The sequence below is a fragment of the Lactobacillus sp. JM1 genome (assembly GCF_009834385.1).
Taxonomy (GTDB): Bacteria; Bacillota; Bacilli; order Lactobacillales; family Lactobacillaceae; genus Lactobacillus; species Lactobacillus paragasseri.
Genome location: NZ_CP044412.1, coordinates 1,158,425 through 1,175,821, shown reverse-complemented (window position 1 = coordinate 1,175,821; position 17,397 = coordinate 1,158,425). Strand labels below are relative to the sequence as shown.

The 17,397-nt window shown below is 32.1% G+C and carries 15 protein-coding genes and 1 CRISPR repeat array; of the genes, 13 read left to right on the top strand and 2 right to left on the bottom strand.

Annotated elements, in window-relative coordinates:
- A complete protein-coding gene (locus F3I00_RS05995) occupies nucleotides 1–957 on the top strand; it encodes a hypothetical protein (RefSeq protein WP_065169746.1) in 957 nt (318 codons plus the stop codon).
- Between the two features lie 649 nt (nucleotides 958–1,606).
- On the opposite strand, the gene F3I00_RS10980 is transcribed toward F3I00_RS05995, so the two are convergent.
- On the bottom strand, nucleotides 1,607–1,774 hold the full coding sequence (locus F3I00_RS10980) for a DUF3938 domain-containing protein (protein ID WP_113533095.1): 168 nt from the start codon (nucleotides 1,772–1,774) through the stop codon (nucleotides 1,607–1,609).
- 620 nt (nucleotides 1,775–2,394) lie between these two features.
- On the opposite strand from F3I00_RS10980, the gene F3I00_RS05985 reads away from it, so the two are divergent.
- The 12 genes from F3I00_RS05985 (at nucleotide 2,395) to F3I00_RS05930 (ending at nucleotide 16,325) form a co-directional block, all read left to right on the top strand.
- Nucleotides 2,395–3,570 (top strand): methyltransferase domain-containing protein, encoded by a 1,176-nt coding sequence (locus F3I00_RS05985; protein WP_020807057.1) that lies wholly within the window; start codon nucleotides 2,395–2,397, stop codon nucleotides 3,568–3,570.
- 81 nt (nucleotides 3,571–3,651) lie between these two features.
- Entirely contained in the window at nucleotides 3,652–4,689 is a 1,038-nt protein-coding gene (gene rfbB / locus F3I00_RS05980) for a dTDP-glucose 4,6-dehydratase (protein WP_003647166.1), read from the top strand.
- 6 nt (nucleotides 4,690–4,695) lie between these two features.
- Nucleotides 4,696–5,580, top strand: coding sequence for a glucose-1-phosphate thymidylyltransferase RfbA (gene rfbA, locus F3I00_RS05975; protein WP_020807056.1), 885 nt, complete (start codon nucleotides 4,696–4,698; stop codon nucleotides 5,578–5,580).
- Between the two features lie 32 nt (nucleotides 5,581–5,612).
- Nucleotides 5,613–6,221 carry a dTDP-4-dehydrorhamnose 3,5-epimerase gene (rfbC, locus tag F3I00_RS05970; RefSeq protein ID WP_003647168.1) on the top strand — a complete coding sequence of 203 codons (609 nt, stop codon included), beginning with the start codon at nucleotides 5,613–5,615 and terminating at the stop codon, nucleotides 6,219–6,221.
- A 16-nt stretch (nucleotides 6,222–6,237) separates the two neighbouring features.
- The gene (rfbD, locus tag F3I00_RS05965) at nucleotides 6,238–7,224 is read left to right on the top strand and encodes a dTDP-4-dehydrorhamnose reductase (RefSeq protein ID WP_020807055.1); all 987 of its coding nucleotides are present in this window, start codon (nucleotides 6,238–6,240) and stop codon (nucleotides 7,222–7,224) included.
- A gap of 332 nt (nucleotides 7,225–7,556) precedes the next feature.
- Nucleotides 7,557–11,717: a type II CRISPR RNA-guided endonuclease Cas9 gene (cas9, locus tag F3I00_RS05960; RefSeq protein ID WP_020807054.1), complete on the top strand. Its 4,161-nt coding sequence runs from the start codon at nucleotides 7,557–7,559 to the stop codon at nucleotides 11,715–11,717.
- 205 nt (nucleotides 11,718–11,922) lie between these two features.
- Complete coding sequence (gene cas1 / locus F3I00_RS05955; protein ID WP_020807053.1) at nucleotides 11,923–12,831, top strand: type II CRISPR-associated endonuclease Cas1; 909 nt, start codon at nucleotides 11,923–11,925, stop codon at nucleotides 12,829–12,831.
- A complete protein-coding gene (gene cas2 / locus F3I00_RS05950) occupies nucleotides 12,809–13,114 on the top strand; it encodes a CRISPR-associated endonuclease Cas2 (protein ID WP_003648677.1) in 306 nt (101 codons plus the stop codon). Before cas1 ends, cas2 begins: the two co-directional genes overlap by 23 nt.
- Nucleotides 13,111–13,779, top strand: a complete 669-nt coding sequence (csn2, locus tag F3I00_RS05945) for a type II-A CRISPR-associated protein Csn2 (protein ID WP_020807052.1) — start codon at nucleotides 13,111–13,113, stop codon at nucleotides 13,777–13,779. The genes cas2 and csn2 overlap by 4 nt, the downstream gene beginning before the upstream one ends.
- Nucleotides 13,780–13,811: 32 nt before the next feature.
- Nucleotides 13,812–14,235: a CRISPR direct-repeat array (repeat unit 28 nt; unit sequence GTTTTAGATGGTTGTTAGATCAATAAGG).
- Between the two features lie 151 nt (nucleotides 14,236–14,386).
- Nucleotides 14,387–14,602 carry a cellobiose-specific PTS system IIB component gene (locus F3I00_RS05940; protein WP_020807051.1) on the top strand — a complete coding sequence of 72 codons (216 nt, stop codon included), beginning with the start codon at nucleotides 14,387–14,389 and terminating at the stop codon, nucleotides 14,600–14,602.
- A gap of 290 nt (nucleotides 14,603–14,892) precedes the next feature.
- The gene (locus tag F3I00_RS05935; protein WP_020807050.1) at nucleotides 14,893–15,318 is read left to right on the top strand and encodes an HIRAN domain-containing protein; all 426 of its coding nucleotides are present in this window, start codon (nucleotides 14,893–14,895) and stop codon (nucleotides 15,316–15,318) included.
- A gap of 89 nt (nucleotides 15,319–15,407) precedes the next feature.
- Nucleotides 15,408–16,325: a M48 family metalloprotease gene (locus F3I00_RS05930; protein WP_020807049.1), complete on the top strand. Its 918-nt coding sequence runs from the start codon at nucleotides 15,408–15,410 to the stop codon at nucleotides 16,323–16,325.
- 204 nt (nucleotides 16,326–16,529) lie between these two features.
- Here F3I00_RS05930 and F3I00_RS05925 read toward each other — a convergent pair whose 3' ends face one another.
- Complete coding sequence (locus F3I00_RS05925) at nucleotides 16,530–17,369, bottom strand: hypothetical protein (RefSeq protein ID WP_003648682.1); 840 nt, start codon at nucleotides 17,367–17,369, stop codon at nucleotides 16,530–16,532.
- Nucleotides 17,370–17,397 lie beyond the last annotated feature (28 nt).

Sequence of the window (17,397 nt, the reverse complement as noted above, 5' to 3'; positions counted from 1 at the left end):
ATGTCAAATACAACAAGATGGATTTTCATGGAAAAGCAGAATACTAAAACTAATGAAAAAGATCAAAATATTAGTATTGAAAAGATAGGTGCAAAAATTGAAGAAGTAAAAAATAATACTTCAGTGTTAGCAGATAAACAGAATACTATCAGTAAAGTTGAAGTAAACACTGCATTTCCAAAATTTAAGAAAGAAACTTTTGGAAGCAATCAAATTAATTTTAATTTTTACAATATTAGCTACTATAGAACTTCTAATATAGATAATACATCAACAGAAGATAATTTTTGGATAATATTGTATACTTTAAATCAAAAAAAATATCTTATTATTAATAAGAACTCAGGTGCATTGACGCTTTTGAGAAAGATTTTTGGATTTAAGGGCAGAAATGAAATAGCACAGGTACCTCATGGAATTGACAGTAGAATAATTATTTGGCTAATCTCTATGGTATATAATAGTAGCGCTGATTACACCAACTCAGACAAAATATTAAGTATTGATTCAATTAATGGATTTAAAGGTAATACCGAAGATTTATTAAATACAGTTTCTGCAGATGGGTCAGGCATAATGAATATTTTAAGTACACTTTCATTTTTGCTGGAATCATCTTCTTTGAGACAAATTAGATTGACTCTTTCATTTGGTGAGCACAAAAATTTAGAGTTAAAAATAGATGTCAATAATACTATAGAATCAAATGAAGATAAGTATCGTGGCATATTTTTAATTGATGAAGAGAGTACTACTGATAGTGTGATTTATAATCAATATTTGTTGATATATAATGAAATAATACCATTAATTAGACAATGGTTTAATGAATCTCAAGATGATGAGGAAGAGAATCTAACTGAAGAAGATTGGTGGAAGAAGTTTTATAAAAACTTTTTAATTCAAGTTAGTGATGATTTAAAAAACAAAGTAGATGAGAAGAGAAAAAGACTATGATTGCAATTATTGTTATTGATCCAAGCTCTGTTTTATTTTAATAGCTTGAACGCGTTTAATTACGATTGGATTCTATTTCAAATATTTCATTTGATGATATATGACATACCAATATGCTTATTGAACTATACAAAGATGTAACATTGATAACCTTCTTAACTATTTTTATCATAAGAGGTATAAGGATAGAGATAATAGTTCAAGATCCTTGATACTTCTTCAAAACTTGATAAATCAGCAAAATTAAAACTGCCAGTTGAATATATGAATTTGAAGAGATGATTTTATTATTCACTAAATTTTTTATCTAATTTGTACTCTCAAATAGATGTTTTTGTGATTGTTGATATTCTATTCAAACATGTCTAGATGAACTTGTTCATTTGTTTAATTTTACAGTCAGCCATTTTTAACCAAGTAAAAACATATAACATTTCTTCTTTTACGTAGAGCGTGAAGCACAGTTTTGATGAAATTATTTATAAGAGTTTTGTCATTAAGCTGATACATAGGGAAGGTAACCTATATCTTTAATTTAATTATGAGAAAGATCTTTATGAAGAATTAGATAAAAATACTTCTACTCAAAAAGCTACTGCTTTTAATAAATTGGAGATTAATATATTTTAAACTTAAGAATAAAAAGGTATTATCTATTTGTAGAAATTAGTACTGTATAATCATAGTCACATGAAGAATAGATTAGAATGTCCCCAATCGTGCTAATTACTGTAAATAGAACGATAGACTGACTATCTTCTTCCGGAGTAAAGATAAAAAACGTAATTATTTTTAATAAAAGTTTACTTTGGCACATAATGACTTAATTGAGTGAAAGTACAGATAAGATACTGAACTATTTTAAGTATAATTAATAAAACTTAAAAGATAGAGCTAATTTTGACCAAAAAGTTGATAAGTAGTAGTTTATCCAGTAGAGCTTGCTCGTTTCAATAAAAGGTTAAGTATTGAGATTTAAGAAGATAATTCGTGGATCCTAATAGGTGGGAAGAATATGGAAATCAAAATTTGGAATAGAAATGCAGAATAAATTAGGGATGTTTGAATTAGCCCTTTGCTCTTGAAATTATGATTTCATTTATTGAGAATATTCATGAATTAAGAAATGTCTGTGCTCATAACAACCGTTTGCTAGATTTTAGGTGTAGGGCTGATTCAAAATATTTTAGTGCTTTACATTCAAAGTATAATATTGAGGATAAGAATAGTAGAAGATATGCCTATTCAGTCTTTGTAAGTATGCAATGTTTCTTAAGTCCAACTGAGTTTAAAATTTTGAATAATACTATTCGAAAAAGGTTAAATTTGTTAAAAAAGCACCTGAACTCCATAGATATACAAGAAATACTAAATTTATTAAAATTTCCAAATGAATGGTTGACTCAACCTAGATTGAAACAGTAGTGGGATTAAAAAATGCCAAAATACTACACAAGCGGTGAATTTGCGAAAAAAGCCCATGTGTCGATTCGTACGATTCGATATTATGATCAAAAAAATTTATTAAAACCATCAACGCATACTGCGAGTGGTGCTAGACGTTATACTGATACAGATTTTGCAAAGCTGCAGCAAATTCTTCTATTAAAATACCTAGGATTTTCTCTAAGCGATATTCGAGAGATGACCTTAGGTTCAGGGGACAGACAGTTGTTACTTGACTCACTTCAAATTCAAAAAAGACTAGTAGAAGAACGACTTAAAGAAATGCAGAATGTGGCAACTGCTATTGATTCTACGAGTAGCACCTTGAAGGCTGGTCAAGAAGTTGATTGGAGCAAAATGTTAAATTTAATTCATTTAACTTCAATGAATCAGTCTTTAAGTACGCAATATCAGAATGCTTCAAATATTTCTGCTCGAATTAGGCTACACCGAGATTATTCTCTCAATAAAGAGGGATGGTTCCATTGGCTGTTTAAGCAGCTTGATTTAAAGCCAGGGATGAAGATTCTTGAATTGGGTGCTGGTAACGGTGCTTTATGGTCTCAGAATTTAGATAAACTGCCAAAAGGTTTAACAATAGTTTTATCTGATATTTCAGAAGGAATCTTAGCCGATGCTAAGAATGAAATTGGCGATAACTCTGAATTTCAATATGCAATTTTTGACGCTCAAAAGATTCCCTTTGCCGATAATACTTTTGACCTGGTAATTGCTAATCACATGCTTTTTTATTGTGACGATATTCCCAAGACTCTAAAAGAAGTTCGCCGGGTAATGAAAAAGGGTGCATCTTTTGCCTGTGCAACTTATTCAAAGCGCCATATGCATGAAATTACTGATTTAGTTCAAGAATTTAATCCTGAAATAGTTTTATCTTCTACCAATCTATATGATCGTTTTGGTCTCGATAATGGTGCAGAAATTTTAAGTAAAGACTTTACAGACGTTTCTTGTCATAAATATCAAGATGCTATTGAGTTATCTGAATCTACGCCAGTAATTTCTTACATTTTATCTTGTCACGGCAATCAGAATGCAATTTTATTAGATCACTATAACGAATTTAAAAACTATGTCGACGAAAAAGTAAGTGGAGGATTCCACATTACTAAAGACGTTGGATACTTTATTTGTAAAAAAACATAGTTTTTTTATTTTTAGGCTTGAAGGTGACGTAACGTAATGTTATATACTTCATATGAACTCAAAAATATTTGGAGGAATAATATGAAAGTTATTGTTACTGGTGGTGCCGGTTTTATCGGTTCAAACTTTATTTTTTACATGTTAAAGAAACATCCTGACTATGAAATTATCTGTTTAGATAGTTTAACTTATGCAGGTAACTTATCTACTTTGAAGGATGTCATGGATAATCCTAACTTCAAGTTTGTTAAATTAGATATCCGTGATCGTGAAGGTGTTTACAAGTTATTTGAAGAAGAAAAACCTGATGTAGTAGTTAACTTTGCTGCTGAAAGTCACGTTGACCGTTCTATTGAAAATCCAGAAATTTTCTTAGAAACTAACATTATTGGTACTTCTGTTTTGATGGATGCTTGCCGTAAGTACGGTATCAAGCGTTTCCACCAAGTATCAACTGACGAAGTATACGGTGACTTACCATTAGATCGTCCAGATCTTTTCTTCCACGAAGATACTCCGCTTCATACTTCAAGCCCATACTCATCAAGTAAGGCGAGTGCAGACTTATTGGTTGGTGCATATGGTAGAACTTTCCACTTGCCAGTAACTATTTCACGTTGTTCTAACAACTATGGTCCATATCAATTCCCAGAAAAATTGATTCCTTTGATGATTCAAAGAGCCTTAAATAATGAAAAATTACCAGTTTACGGTGATGGTAAGAACGTTCGTGACTGGTTATACGTTGAAGATCACTGCAAGGCAATTGATCTTATCTTAGAAAAAGGTACTCCAGGCGAAGTCTACAACATCGGTGGACACAACGAAATGCACAACATTGACATTGTTAAGCTTATCTGTGACTACTTAGACAAGCCTTACTCATTAATTGAACACGTTACTGACCGTAAGGGACATGATCGTCGCTACGCAATTGATCCTGAAAAGATCCACAATGAATTAGGTTGGCTTCCAGAAACTATGTTTAAAGATGGTATCAAGAAGACTATTCAATGGTACCTCGATAACAAAGAATGGTGGGAAAACATCATTTCTGGTGATTACCAAAACTACTACGATGAAATGTACGGCAAGAAGCAAGTTTTAGATAAGGACTAATTCAGCATGAAGGGAATTATTTTAGCAGGCGGTTCAGGTACTCGTTTATATCCATTGACTCTAGTAACTAGTAAGCAATTATTACCAGTTTACGACAAGCCGATGATTTATTACCCATTATCTACTTTAATGCTAGCTGGTATTAAAGATATTTTAGTTATTTCTACTCCAGCTGATACTCCACGTTTTAAGGAGTTATTAGGTGATGGTTCACAATTTGGAGTTAACCTTTCTTACAAGGTACAACCAACTCCAGATGGCTTAGCACAAGCATTTACTTTGGGCGAAGATTTCATTAATGGTGAACCTTGCGCCATGGTCTTAGGTGACAACATTTTCTACGGCAACGGTTTTACTGATTTACTTAAGAATGCTGCTGAAGATGCACAAAAGGGTAAGGCGACGGTATTTGGTTACTACGTAAATGATCCTGAACGTTTTGGTGTAGTTGACTTTGATAAAAATGGTAACGCAATTTCTATCGAAGAAAAACCAGAACACCCAAAGAGTAATTACGCTGTAACTGGTCTTTACTTCTATCCAGCTGGAGTAAGTGAAAAAGCTGCTCAAGTTAAGCCAAGTGCACGTGGCGAAGTGGAGATTACTAGTTTAAACGATATGTACTTGCAAGATGGCGACTTAGGTGTACAACTTTTAGGTCGTGGTTATGCATGGCTTGACACTGGTACAATGCAAAGCCTAGTTGACGCTTCAAACTACGTAAAAATGATTGAAGAGCGTCAAGGAGTTTCAGTATCTGCTCCTGAAGAAATTGCCTATGTACATGGTTGGATTGATAAAGATCAACTCCTTGAAGCAGCAAAGCACTATGGCAAGAGTCCATATGGCAAGCACTTAAAGTCAGTTGCTGAAGGTAAAGTTCGTTATTAATATTTTTAATTAAAGAAAGAAGCTTTTTAAAAATGGGACAAATTAAAGTTGAAAAAAATGTTGGTGGCATTGAAGGTTTAGCAGTTATTACACCAACTGTTCATGGAGACGATCGTGGCTACTTCATGGAAACTTTTAACCAAAGAGACATGATGGATGCTGGCTTTAGCATTAACTTTGTTCAAGATAACCAATCAAGTTCAACTAAGGGTGTGCTTCGTGGTTTACACTTCCAAAAGAAGTACCCACAAATTAAATTAGTTCGCGCAGTTCGTGGTAGCGTATTTGATGTTGCTGTTGACCTTCGTAGTGAATCTAAGACTTATGGTAAGTGGTACGGTGTTGAGTTAACTGCAGAAAACAAGAAGCAATTCTTAATCCCACAAGGTTTTGCTCATGGTTTCCTTGTTTTAAGCGATGTAGCGGAATTTTGTTACAAAGTTAATGACTTCTGGCATCCAAACGATGAAGGTGGTATGGCTTGGAACGATCCTGAAATTGGCATTGAATGGCCACACCTTAAAGGTGATTACCCAGGTAGTCCAGATGCTTCTGGTTACACTCTTGATGATGGTACCAAGCTCAACATGGCTGAACGTGATCAAGAATGGAAGGGCTTAAAGGATACTTTTAAGTTTTAATTAGTGAGGTAAATGAATGAAAGTTTTTGTAACTGGCGTTAATGGTCAACTTGGCCATGACGTAATGAATGAACTTGCTAAGCGTGGCTATGAAGGTGTTGGTTCTGACTTGGCACCTGAATATGCTGGTGTTGCTGACGGAAGTAGCGTTACTAAGGCACCTTATGTTTCTTTAGATATTACTGATGCAAAAGCCGTAAACAAGGTTATTTCTGAAGTAAATCCTGATGTTATTGTTCACTGTGCTGCTTGGACTGCAGTTGATATGGCTGAAGATGACGATAAGGTTGCAGCTGTTCGCAAGGTTAATGTTGACGGAACTCAAAACATCGCTAACGTTGCAAAGAAATTAGATGCCCCAATGGTTTACTTGTCAACTGACTATGTCTTCGATGGCCAGGGAACTACCCCTTGGGAACCAGACTTTAAGGGCTATAAGCCTTTGAATGTTTATGGTGAAACCAAGCTTGGCGGGGAAGAAGCTGTTGCTAATACTTTAGACAAGTATTTCATTGTTAGAATTGCTTGGGTATTTGGTGTAAATGGCTCAAACTTTATCAAGACTATGCTTAAGGTTGGTTCAAATCACGACGAAGTTAAGGTTGTTAGTGATCAGATTGGTACCCCAACTTATACTTTTGACTTAGCTCGTCTTTTGGTAGATATGATTGAAACTGATAAATATGGCTACTACCACGCAACTAATTCAGAACTACCAGCAACTGAAAGTGGCTATGATGAAAACGGTACTAAGACTGGGTACATTTCTTGGTACGATTTCACTAAAGAAATTTATCGTCAAGCTGGCTACAAGACAAAGGTTACTCCTGTAACTACTGAAGAATATGGCTTATCTAAGGCAGTTCGTCCATTTAACTCTCGTTTAGACAAGAGCAAGTTAGAAAAAAATGGTTTCAAGCCACTTCCAACCTGGACTGATGCTATTAGCCGTTACTTAGATATCTTAAAAGATGACGGTTTCTTCGACGAATTGAAGAAATAGACTTTTTTTAATTGAATAATACTGAATTGAAATGGAACTAAGCGTTTTGAGGCTTAGTTCTTTTTTTGCGTTGGTGCAATGTATAATGAATTTATACTCATATTAGGAAAATTTAGTGAAAAAGTATCAGTAATAGTTACAGGTTATATAGAGCTTTTTTGTAAGTTCTTCTTTAGAAAATAGTAAGTTAGTAGTAAAATATAAATGTGAGCAGATCTTTTGAGTTTAGTTAGTAGTTTTAGATGGCTGTTAGATCAATGAAATCTAATCAAGGGGTTGCTCATATTATTTTTATGATATAAGAAAGCGCTTAAGTGCTAGAAAGGTAAAAAATGACCAAAATAAAAAATGAATATATTGTGGGCCTGGATATCGGGACTAATTCGTGTGGCTGGGTAGCAATGGATTTTCAAAATACTATTCTACGAATGCATGGGAAAACTGCTATTGGTTCTCATCTATTTGATGCAGGAAATTCAGCAGCTGATCGTCGTGCTTTTAGAACAACACGGAGAAGAATAAAAAGAAGAAAATGGCGCTTAAAACTACTAGAAGAGATATTTGATCCGTATATGACGGAAGTAGATCCTTATTTTTTTGCTCGTTTAAAAGAATCTGGTCTTTCACCTTTAGATAAAAGGAAAAATGCATCTTCTATAGTTTTTCCTACTGCCTTAGAAGATAAGAAGTTTTATTGCAATTATCCAACTATATATCATTTGCGTTATGACTTGATGAGTGAAGATAAGAAATTTGACTTAAGAGAAATTTATCTTGCAATTCATCACATTGTGAAATATCGCGGTAATTTTTTATACAATACACCTGTTAAAGACTTCGAAGCTTCAAAAATAGATGTAAAAGATAGTTTGGAGAAATTAAATGAGTTATATGAAAGATTAGACTCAGAATTTACTGTAGAGCTTGATAGTAGTAATGCATTAGAAATTGAAAAAATTATTCGAGATAAGAATGTTTTTAAGATAAATAAAGTTAAGTCAATTCATCAATTACTTTCTTTAAAAACTGAGAATAAGGAGCGTACTAAGTTAATAAAAGATGTTTCTAAGCAAATAATAAATGCTATTTTAGGTTACAAAACTAAATTTGAAACTATTTTGTTAAAAAACATTAGTAAAGATGAAGCAGACGACTGGGAATTTAAGCTTACTGATGTGGATGCAGATAATAAGTTTGAAAATCTAATTGGGGACCTTAATGAAAATGAACAAGAAATTCTGTTAGTAATCAGGAATTTGGCTAACGCAATTACTTTAAGTAACATTGTTGAAGAGGGAAAGACTTTATCTGAATCAATGATCGATAAGTATAATAAGCATTCAGATGATTTGAAACTATTGAAACAAGTTATTTCAGATCATCCTGATCGAGATAAGGCTAAGAAATTAGCCTTGGCTTATGACTTGTATGTCAACAATCGTCATGGAAAACTTCTTCAGGCTAAAGATGTCTTGGGAAGTAAGAAAACTTTATCAAAAGAAGATTTTTATAAAGAAGTTAAAAAGAATCTAGATGATTCAAAGGCATCACAAGAAATTTTAGATGCAATTGCCTTAGATTCATTTATGCCAAAACAGAGGACAAATGAAAATGGTGTAATTCCATATCAACTTCATCAGCTTGAATTAGATAGAATTATTAAAAATCAAGGAAAGTACTATCCGTTTTTAAAAGAGGCAAATCCTGTTTCTTCACATTTAAAGCAAGCACCATATAAGCTTGATGAACTGATTAGATTTAGAGTTCCTTATTATGTAGGACCATTAATTTCACCAAACGAATCTACAAAAAATAAACAAACAAAGAAAAATCAAAATTTTGCCTGGATGATACGTAAGGAGCAAGGTCAAATTACTCCTTGGAATTTTGATCAAAAAGTAGATCGAATGGCGTCAGCAAACAAGTTCATTAAACGAATGACAACTAAAGATACTTACTTATTAGGTGAAGATGTTTTACCAGCTAATAGTTTACTTTATCAAAAGTTTACAGTATTAAATGAACTTAATAACATAAAAATTAATGGTAAAAGAATATCTGTGCCTTTAAAACAAGAACTATATAATAACTTGTTTAAGAAGAATTCAACGGTAACTACCAATAAGCTTAAATCCTATTTGAAAGAGAATTATAATCTTATTAATGTTGAAATTAAGGGATTAGCAGATGAAAAGAAATTTAATTCTGGATTGACAACTTATAATAAATTAAGAAATTTGAAGATTTTTGATCAACAAATTGATGATCTTAACTATGATAAAGATTTTGAACGGATTATCGAATGGTCAACTATTTTTGAAGATAAGGCTATTTATAAAGATAAATTGAAAACTATAAAATGGCTCAGTGATAGACAAATTGATAAACTAAGCAAGATTAGAATGCAAGGTTGGGGTCAATTATCGAAAAAATTATTATCACAATTAACTGATAATAATGGTCAAACTATTATTGAACAACTTTGGGATAGTCAAAATAACTTTATGCAAATTGTAAATCAGGCTGATTTTAAAGATGCTATTGCAGTTGCCAACCAAAATTTATTAGTTAATACCAGTGTAGAAGACATTTTAAATGAGGCTTATACGTCACCAGCTAATAAGAAAGCAATCCGCCAAGTCGTTAAAGTGGTTGATGACATTGTTAAAGCGGCCTCAGGAAAAGTTCCTAAACAAATCGCAATTGAATTTACTAGAGATGCAGACGATAAAGCTAAAATAAGTCAAACTCGAGCAAATAAATTGCGCAAAGTTTATAAAGAATTATCTAATGAATTAGCATCGGAGGCTATTAGAAATGAGTTGGAACGGGTTGCTAAAGATCAAAAATTGTTGAAAGATAAATATTATTTATACTTTATGCAACTTGGTAGGGATGCTTATACGGGTGAACCAATTGATATTGATGAACTAGAACAATATGATATAGATCACATTCTTCCACAAAGCTTTATTAAAGATGATTCTCTGGAAAACCGAGTTTTAGTTAAAAAAGCAGTAAATAATGGTAAATCTGATAATGTACCAGTTAAATTATATGGAAATCACATGGCGGCTGACTTAGGAATAACGATTCGTCATATGTGGGAAAAATGGAAAGATCAAGGATTAATTACTAAGACTAAGTATAATAATTTAATTATTGATCCAGATAAGATAAATAAATATGAATCTTCAGGCTTCATACATAGACAACTGGTTGAAACGAGTCAAATTATTAAATTAGCTTCAACGATTTTGCAATCTAAGTATCCTGATACTGAAATAATAGTTGTTAAAGCGCGATATAATCATTATTTGCGAAAGCATTTGAATTTATATAAGAGTAGAGAAGTCAACGATTATCATCATGCTATTGATGCGTATCTTTCAGCTATTTGTGGTAATCTTCTTTATCAGGTTTATCCTTATTTACGTCCTTTCTTTGTATATGGACAATATAAAAAATTTAGTTCTGATCCTAAAAAAGAAAAGATAATTTATGATAAAACAAGAAAATATAATTTTATTTCGCAAATTTTTGAAAACAAGGGTAACGATATTATCAGTCTTGAAACTAAGAAAAAGGTTTTTGATAAAAAAGATATAATTGAAAAATTGAAACATGCATATGATTATAAATACATGCTTGTTTCTCGAGAAACTGAAACTCGCGATCAGGAAATGTTTAAGATGACTGTTTATCCGCGTTTATCGCGTGATACAAAAAAATCACGTAATCTAATTCCTAAAAAGAAAGATATGCCTACTGAAATATATGGCGGATATACAAATAATTCCGATGCTTATATGGTTATTGCTAGGATTAATAAGAAAAAGGAAACCGAATATCGCGTGTTCGGAGTACCAATGCGTGAATTAGTTAATTTAAGAAAAGCTGAGAAAAAAGGTCACTATAATGCTTATTTGAAGCAGGTGCTTGAACCTGAAATTATGTATAACAAAAATGGAAAGAAAAATAAAACAATTAGTTCATTTGAAATTGTTAAATCAAAAGTTCCATATAAGCAAGTAATTTTAGATGGTGACAAGAAGTTTATGCTTGGAAGTTCAACATATGTATATAATGCTAAGCAATTAACTTTATCTCAAGATGCTATGCAAGCAATTACAGATAATTGTGAAAATGATACGGATGAAGAGAAAGCTTTGATTGAAGCATATGATGAAATTCTTACAAATATTGATAAATATTTACCATTATTTGATATTAATAAATTTAGAGATAAATTACATGCTGGAAGAGAAAAATTTATTAATTTATCGTTAGATGTGAAAAAAGATACAATTTTGCAGGTGTTGAATGGATTACATGATAATGCTGTAATGCCTAAAATTAAGTCTTTAGGATTATCTACGGAATTGGGAAAATTACAGATTCCTACAGGTGTAAAATTATCTGAGAATGCAAAATTAATTTATCAATCTCCAACAGGTCTATTTGAAAAACGCGTTAAGATTTCAGATTTGTAAAGAAAATAGGGAACCACCAATGTGATTCCCTATTTTTTGCATAAAAAAAGTCCCTCGATAGCTCGGGACAAGTATTGAAACTTTGCATCAAAAGATGCATTGCTTGATTTTAAATCTGGTTGTTAGATCAATAAAGTTTAGTGTTGGGAGCTACCCAACAAATTAATAATATCATGTATAGGTAAAAGATACAAGGAGGAAATATATGGGATGGCGATCGGTAATAATTACGCAACATGCTAAATTAACGTATTCAATGAATATGATGATTGTGCAGACAAAAGATGGGATTAATCAGATACCGATTAGTGATATTAATTTATTATTGGTATCAACTTCTCAAGCAGTAATTACAAGTGCACTAATTAGTAAGCTAGCTGAAAATCAATCTAAAATAATTTTTGTTGATGCTAAATATCAACCTGTCAGTGAAACAATTGATTACTATCCGAATAGTAGAAGTCTGGCTAAATTAAAAAGTCAATTTAATTGGGATGAGAAGCGGAAAGAGCTTCTATGGACGAAAATTGTAGCAAGGAAGATTCAAAATCAAATTAAGGCGTTGCAAAATTATAATTTAGTTTGGGATGATGTTCAAAATGAATTAGATCAAATGGAATTGAATGATTCAACTAATCGAGAAGCAGCCGCAGCTAGAAAATATTTTATCAATATGTTTGGTAAAGACTTTATAAGAAGAAATTCTGGTGTAATTAATGCAGCTTTAGATTATGGATATGCTATTTTACTTTCAGCTTTTAATCGTGAAATTGCAGTAAATGGGTATTTATCTTATTTGGGTATTCATCATCATTCTCAAGAAAATCAATTTAATCTAGGATCAGATTTAATGGAACCCTTTAGACCTTTTGTTGATTATTGGGTTAAAGCACATGAAAATATTGATGAATTTACACCTGATATTAAGTTTGGATTAGTAGAATTGCTTAGTTTAGAAATAAAGTTCAACGGTAGAAAGACTTTACTTTCTAATGCAATTACAGTTTATGTTAGAGATTGCCTAAGATTTTTAAGTGGGGAAATTGATAAGGTGAAAATAGAAATGGAGCTAACTGATGAGGTACCGAATGATGCGATTAATGATAATGTTTGATTTACCTGTTGATACAGCTAGTGAAAGAAGAGAGTATCGTCAATTCCGTAAGAGGCTGATTAACGAAGGATTCTTAATGATTCAATATTCTATCTATGAAAGAGTATGCGTAAGTAGAAAAACAGCAACTTTTTTGGAAAATCGAATTAAAAGTTTTTTACCAACTAGTGGCGTTGTTCAATCTTTAATGGTTACTGAGAAGCAATACAATGATATGCATTTTTTGGTTGGCAATCCAGTTGATGATGTGAGAAATAGTTCAGATCGGACAGTGATTCTATGATTTTATCTTATTTATCTCATAAAAAGATGGTTATGAAAAATAGTGGAATAAAAGTAATTGCAACTTCTAGTCCAATAGTTTATCGGGACGTGGTTCAGAGCTTTCAAGGTAAAAAGGATATGCTCCTAAGTTCAGATGATGATTATAATCAGTTGAATATAATTAAAGATTTTGATTTTATTGCTGACCCGGTATTAAATCAAAATATTTTTGACAAGTATATGCCCGTAATTATAAAAGAATACATTGAAGTGCTTAATGAAGCAGATCGTAATGAAATATTAAAAACGTACCATAAACTAGAAGGGATAATTCAAGATTCGTTGCTACTTGAAGATCTACCATTAGAACTTGAATTTAATGAAGACTTGAAGAAATTTTTAAAGTTAGAAAATCTACATTTAGATACTAAGTTTTTAGAAGAACCATATGCTATAATTGAATCGATCTTAAAAATACATCAAAATTATAATCTCCATTCTATACCTGTTGCTTGTAATGTAGCTCATTACTTAAATTTAGCTCAGGTAGGGATGTTAAATGATCTGTTAAAAGAAATGAAGTTGAAATTAATTTTAATAGAATTCACATCTGCGGATTTTCTGTTTTTTCCAAAAGATGTTGATTATTTCTACATTGATCAAGATCTTGTTGATTGGTACTAACTATCTGATTAAAAACTGATTATAAAATTTCGGTTTTAGATGGTTGTTAGATCAATAAGGCTTAGATCCCTCTGCTAAAGTATATGTTTAGTTCTGATGTTTTAGATGGTTGTTAGATCAATAAGGCTTAGATCGGTTGGAAAGCACTATTCCAAGATAAAGCAGTTTTAGATGGTTGTTAGATCAATAAGGCTTAGATCTATCGCATTATTCATCGTATCCATACCCGTGTTTTAGATGGTTGTTAGATCAATAAGGCTTAGATCTATCGTCGGTACGAGTTGTAATGCTGAATAGTTTTAGATGGTTGTTAGATCAATAAGGCTTAGATCTTTGCATAATTAATGAAATCAGCGACAACAGTTTTAGATGGTTGTTAGATCAATAAGGTTTAGATCAGTTAATCAAAGAAGGCGGACAAAAAGGCGGTTTTAGATGGTTGTTAGATCAATAAAGTTATTAGTCGTAATTACACTACTGGTTCATTGCTTTTGCAATGTGCCTTTTTTATTATCTTCCAAACCGTTTTTCACCCTACAGTGCAAAAGTCTATTTTAAATGTAAGTGCCTATTTTATACCATATAAGTGTCAAGAAAAATAATATTAATGGATAATTTAAAAATGACTAAGAATGTTTTTTTGGTATGTGGTTCAGGTGCAGCATCAGATTTTATGGCTGCTCACATGAGAAAAACATCAAAGAAAGTTGGTTTAGATTATAAAATTCAAGTTCGCAGCGAAGCAGAATTAGGTGACTATGCAGATCAAATTGCTGCCTTAATGTTGGGTTTCTTACTTAAAGACGGAGTTTGGTGCGATTAAATTACAAGTACTTGACAAGGTAAAGTAATTTTAATGAAACTAGATTACTATTCAATTTCCATTTAATTTTATGGATTACATGAAATTAGACAAGCAAAGAATCATCGCGGATCTTTTCCTCAGGGCGCGGTATGTTTATTTTCTAATATTATAATGGTGCAACTATTTTAACTAGAAAGATTTAAAGATATTTCGTCTGAGGATAAAATTCATGATTCTGTTGAATAATTGACTTAAAAAATTTATAGTAAGCATAGAGTTGGGAATATAAAAAGGAGGTCGACCGGACAATGAGTATTTATAGAAATGATGATGTTTTAATCACAGACTTAATGGATAGAATTGATAAGTTAGAAAATCAGGTTACTGATTTGAAAAAAGTCTTTTATAAACAATCAGGAGAGAGTCACAGCACATTTCTATATGGTTGTGAAGTACGTGGTTCTGACTATTTACATCTTGAAGATAAGGTAATTCCTCGTCTAAAAGAGAATGATCCCGTTCTATTAATACGTGAGGCTGATAATAAGTACGATAAAAATGCTATTTCTGTAGCTACACCGGCTGGGCTAAAATTAGGTTATATTCCACGTGAACATAATTTAATTTTTAGTCGTTTGATTGACTCTGGTAATCTTTTATTTGGTCGAGTAAAAAACTTCCATTGGGATGGTAAAAATTTTGAGTTGGTAATCAAAGTTTACTTGGCAAATTAGAATATTTTAAATAAGGTAAATAAATATTTTTATTAAAGGTTTTAGGGAATTAAGCTCATAGATTTTTAGCATAATAGTTGGAGTGGGAAATGCTATATAAACAAATAGAACAAAATAAGCGGAATACATGGATCATTTTGGGATTGTATACTGCTTTATTACTTATATTAAGTATTTTTCTTGGAATGATTTTTACAAAATATGTTGGGATTGGATTTTTTATCATTGGTTTGATCTATATTGCACACGTATATTTTGATGCCACGCAGCATTTAATGAAAGTTACGAATGCGGTTGAAATTACTAAAGAAAGTGATCCTGAAATATACGAGCTTGTTGAGGAACTCTGTCTAGCAGGAGGCTTACCAGTTCCTAAAATTTACATTACTCCTGATTCAGATCCGAATGCTTTTGCAACAGGACGCGATCCTGAACATGCAAGTTTGGCTCTTACGCAGGGGCTGTTGAGCATGATGAACAAGAAAGAAGTGCAAGGAGTTATCGGACATGAACTTTCTCATATTAGAAATTATGATACACGCATTACTGTTCTAGCTAGTGCTTTGACCAGTTTGATTACCATAACTGGGATTGGAATCGTATTATTTGGTTGGGGAGTATTGACTAGCGAAAGCAAGGGCTGGCTAGGACTGATTATTAAATTTTTTGCTATGTTTTTAATTATAGTTGGTGGGATTATTTCGATTATTGGTATTCCACTAGCTAAGTTATTGTTTTTATTAGTTTCGCGTCAAAGAGAATATTTGGCCGATATAGGTTCAGTTGACTTAACACGTGAACCAAGCGGATTGATTTCAGCTTTGTCTAAACTTGAAAAAATGGAAGAAAGCGAATCAACACCAGAAATTAATTCTCAAGATTTAGCTTTGGAGCATTTATACTTTAACTTACCACATCCAGGTAATTGGATTGATCGACTATTTTCTGATCATCCTCCGCTAGATAAGAGAATAGAACGGTTGAAGAATAGCGATAAGATTGAGTAGAAGAGAGGACCAGCATCATTTTTGATGTTGGGTCTTTTTGTTTTATTGTTCAAAAGTAATGGACTGATAAATCAAGGAACTTTTAGTTTTCTCCACGTATATGGAGATAATCCTGAGGCCAGACAACAAGATGGGTATCACGCTACATAGAGCCACCAAAAAAGGATGTTTCTATACACCAGAAACATCCTTTTTAAAGTACACTTATTTACCAATCAATTGTTGAAAATCGCTAACCAATTTTTGAAAAGTTGCATTCAAATTTTGCATAAATTCATTTTGATTATTTTTCATTTGATTCAGCAAAGAATCAGCTTGATTAGGATTTTGCTTAATTTGATCAATTGTAGAACCTAGTTGATCAATTTGGTTTTGCAAGGCTTGATTATTAGCTGCATTATTTTTCAATTGTTGATTTTCATTCTTAATTTGATCTAATTGATTCTGCAATTCTTCCTTATTTTGATCTTGCTTATAATTATTGATTGCATTCTGCAATTCTTTGTTTTGTTGCATTAGTTGCTTGTTTTGCTCTGACAAATTATCTAACTTGCTATTAGTATTATTGAGCGCATTACTTTGAGCTTGTTCATTTTGAACAGTATCATTATGTGCTTGGCAGGCAGAAATACCAAAAATAATTGCAATTAGTAATACAAGAACGCCAAGCACAATATAGACAACTTTTTTCTTGCTTTTCTTTTTTGGACTAGGTGTTTGAGATGGTGTCTTATATTGTGGAGCAGGAGTAGGTTGCACTGGAGGGCGAGTAGCACTATTTACATTATTCTTATCAGTGACCCAGGCTTGAATTTTCTTAGTTGCATATTCGTTATTAGAACCAATTGCAGTGATGATTACCGGATAAACGCCTGCTTCTGAACGGTTAACAGCCTTTTTATTAATACTTAAATTGTCATTTGAAATAAGCTGTCCATTTTCAGTTACAGTTAACTCTAATTGAGAAATTATCTCTTGGTTAGTTAAGTTTTGGTTTAGTGGCCATGTGATAGAATCAACACGGGTATTAATTTGCAAAGTCATTTTTAATTCCTTCTAAAACTCTAATCTA